3 protein-coding genes are annotated in these 2,877 nt (G+C 68.3%); all 3 read right to left on the bottom strand.

Features of this window, described 5'->3' with window-relative positions; genetic code table 11:
• Positions 1–87 precede the first annotated feature (87 nt).
• Genes AB0B89_RS29455 through AB0B89_RS29445 form a run of 3 tightly spaced genes read right to left on the bottom strand, consistent with a single transcriptional unit; the run spans position 88 to position 2,751 of the window.
• Positions 88–489, bottom strand: coding sequence for a hypothetical protein (locus AB0B89_RS29455; RefSeq protein WP_358559321.1), 402 nt, complete (start codon positions 487–489; stop codon positions 88–90).
• Positions 489–1,466: a tetratricopeptide repeat protein gene (locus AB0B89_RS29450; RefSeq protein WP_358559319.1), complete on the bottom strand. Its 978-nt coding sequence runs from the start codon at positions 1,464–1,466 to the stop codon at positions 489–491. Before AB0B89_RS29450 ends, AB0B89_RS29455 begins: the two co-directional genes overlap by 1 nt.
• Positions 1,456–2,751, bottom strand: coding sequence for an MFS transporter (locus tag AB0B89_RS29445; protein WP_358559318.1), 1,296 nt, complete (start codon positions 2,749–2,751; stop codon positions 1,456–1,458). Before AB0B89_RS29445 ends, AB0B89_RS29450 begins: the two co-directional genes overlap by 11 nt.
• Positions 2,752–2,877: the final 126 nt, after the last annotated feature.

Below are 2,877 nucleotides of genomic sequence, written 5' to 3'. Positions count from 1 at the left end.
GCTTGATGGACCGTGACGTCACGGTCCATCAAGCCGCGTCCTGTGAGGAGGCGGGAAACCAGATCCGGCGGATCTCAGTTCATCGGGTCACGTCAGCAGCAGGACACGAATCGCCACGGCGCCACCGCAGAGAACGGCGTACAGGCCGATCTCGAGAGTCTCGGTCCACGGTTGGATCCGGCGCACCGCGCCGTCCACATGGATGAGCGTCTGGAGCCCGCAGGCGATCGCGATGAGGTCGAACACGATCAGGTTGTGCTCGGGATCGGGCGCCGCGGCGAGCGCGACCCACGTGATGGCCACCGCTACGGCTCCGAGGCAGCGTCCGAAGTAGACGGTGAGGTCCGTGGGGCCCGAGGGGGCCTCCCACCGGAACCAGCGCGCCCAGCGCAGCGGCACCAGCAGGAGCGGAAGAGCGTACACGGCGAGAAAGCCGGTCGCGGAGACTAGCAGGAACCAGCTCGCGAGGGGGAATTGTCCATCAATCACTAGAACTCCTTAGAGTGGCCGTCGTCACTGACTGACTCCCGGCACGTTTCGAGGTTGCGGAGGCAGGCCAGCCGGACGGGCTGTTCCTGGTCGACCTCGGCGCTCAGCAAGGAGATCGCACGCTCCAGTGCCGGCACGGCGCCCTCGGGCCGGCCACGCTTCCAGAGGGTCATCGCCAGGTTATTGAGCGCGACCGCGAGTTCCGGATGAGCCGGTCCCAAGAGCCCTTCCTTGATCGCCAGGACCTTGCGGTAGCCCTGCTCGGCCGCTTCGAGAAGCCCTTGCGCATAGTGGATCGAGGCGAGGTTGTTCAGGCAGGAGGCGACCTCGTAGTCCTCTGGGCCGAGTCGCGTCTCGAAGACGTACAGCGCCTCCACCAGCAGGCTCTCCGCCTCGTCGAGATCGCCGAGCGCGTGGACGATCGCCGCCAGCGCGGCCTTGTCGGCGGCCAGCTCAGGATCCTCGGGACCATGAGTGAGCTGCCGGATCTCCACCGAGCGGCGGGCGAAGGGCTCCCCCTTCGCGTGGGTGCCGCGCGCGTGGTTCAGCCCACCGAGATTGTGATACAGGGTGGCCATGAAGGGATGGGCATCGCCCAGGTCCGATTCGACTATCGCGAGAGCCCGGTGATAGAAGGACTCGGACTCCTCGAACCGTCCCGTGTACTTGTGGAGCACACCCAGGCTGTTGCAGATCCGTGCGACCGCCAGGGAGTGGGGTCCCGACGCCTCCTCGGCGAGCCCGAGCGCGCTCCGCAGCATCTCGTCCGACCGCCGGTAGCTTCCCCTGACTCGGAGCAGGTCGGCGAGGGCGTCCAGTGCGCGTGCATGGGCATCCTGAGATGCTCCGGCGTCCCGGGTGATCTGGACGGCCTGCTCCAGCACTTGTTCGGCCTCGTCCAGTCGTCCGAGCCGCCGGCACCTCTCCGCCGCCGCCAGCAGAGTGTCCAGCGCCTCTTCCTGGGTGTCAGTCGCCATGGTGTGTCCGTTCGGTGTGAGCGTCGGAGGCGTCGGCGGGGCCGGCGCCCACGAGGTTCGCCGCGGGGGTGAGGAGGCGGTCGATCCTGGTCGCCTGCAAGGCGACCAGACCGAGTGCCAGAGCCAGGCCCAGGAAGAGGAGGGATCCGTGCCCGGAGCCGAGCGCCGCGCCGGCCACCGCCGGTCCGATGATGTACCCCAGCGTCTGCGCGAAGCTGTGGACTCCGTTGTATCTGCCACGGCTGTCGTCGGACGCCAGGTCGTTCACGATCACCGGGACACTTGGGGCCATGAGCGTCTCACCGACGGCGAACAGGACCATCGCGGCCATGAACGCCGCGACGGCGGCCGGGCCGCCGCCGAGTTGCGCGGCGCCCACCACGATCAGCCAGGCGATGGCCATGAGCCCGGCCGACCAGGCGAACGCGATGGTACGGCGACGACCGGTCACAAGGCGCAGGACGAGCAACTGAGCGAGGACGACCGTGCAGGTGTTGGCCAGGAAGGTCAGCTGCAGTGTGCCGGCGTCGAGGCCGCCGGTCTCGATGGAGAAGATCGGGTAGGCGCTGTAGTACTGGGCGTAGCCGCAGGTGAAGACCACGGCGACGGACACGCAGATCCGCAGCAACAGCCGGTCGGCGAGTATCTCGCGGTATCCGCCGCGGGTGCCGGAGCTTCGGGCCTTGTATCCGGGGGCCGTGTGACCGCGGCCTGGTGCCCTGGCGATCAGCACGGCGAACGTGAGGAAGGTGCACGCGTCGACGACGAATATCGTGACGAAGGTCTGCGGTGAGGAGAAGTCCACCAGGAAGGCGGCGAGCAGGCTGCCTGCGCTGAGCCCGACATTGAGCAGGGCGTGGCGTACCGCGAATATCTGTGAACGGCGGGCAGGGGGGACCGAGGTGCTCAACAGCGCCTGGAACGCCGGCTCGGTGACCGCGACACCGAACCCGTAGACCGCGGCCGACAGGGCGGCCTCCCACGCGCTCCGTACGCCGATCATCCCGGCGGTTCCGGCGGCGGCGAGGACGAGGCCTGCGGCGGCGGGCCGCCGTGCACCGAAGCGATCGGCGAGCAGCCCGCCGACGGGGGTTCCCGCCAGGCCGGCGACCGCGATCGTCGAGAGGACGAGCCCGGCCAGGCCGAGCTCGATTCCCCTCACGTCATGAAGGTAGACGAGGAGGAAGGGGAGAGTGAGACCGGCTCCGACGGCGGACACGGCGTCGCCACTGAGGATGAGCCACGCGTGCCCAGGAAGACGTGGCACCAATTCCTTGAAAGGCATCTACTCCGCCTGTTCTCATGTCCGCTGACGCGAGCGCCTCGGGGGACGCCCTGTGAGCCGGTCCACTCCCGCTTCGGCTATTCGCCGGAGCTGATCAGAGCGTTCAGACCAGAACGGTCTCGTTGT

The sequence above is a fragment of the Sphaerisporangium sp. NPDC049002 genome (genome assembly GCF_040649355.1).
In the GTDB taxonomy this organism is placed as follows: domain Bacteria; phylum Actinomycetota; class Actinomycetes; order Streptosporangiales; family Streptosporangiaceae; genus Sphaerisporangium.
This window is presented reverse-complemented; position numbering and strand designations above follow the sequence as displayed.

Excerpts from the sequence above, each read along its gene's own strand:
- AB0B89_RS29450 (WP_358559319.1), bottom strand. The coding sequence starts at position 1,466 with ATGGCGACTGACACCCAGGAAGAGGCGCTGGACACTCTGCTGGCGGCG.
- AB0B89_RS29445 (WP_358559318.1), bottom strand. The coding sequence starts at position 2,751 with ATGCCTTTCAAGGAATTGGTGCCACGTCTTCCTGGGCACGCGTGGCTC.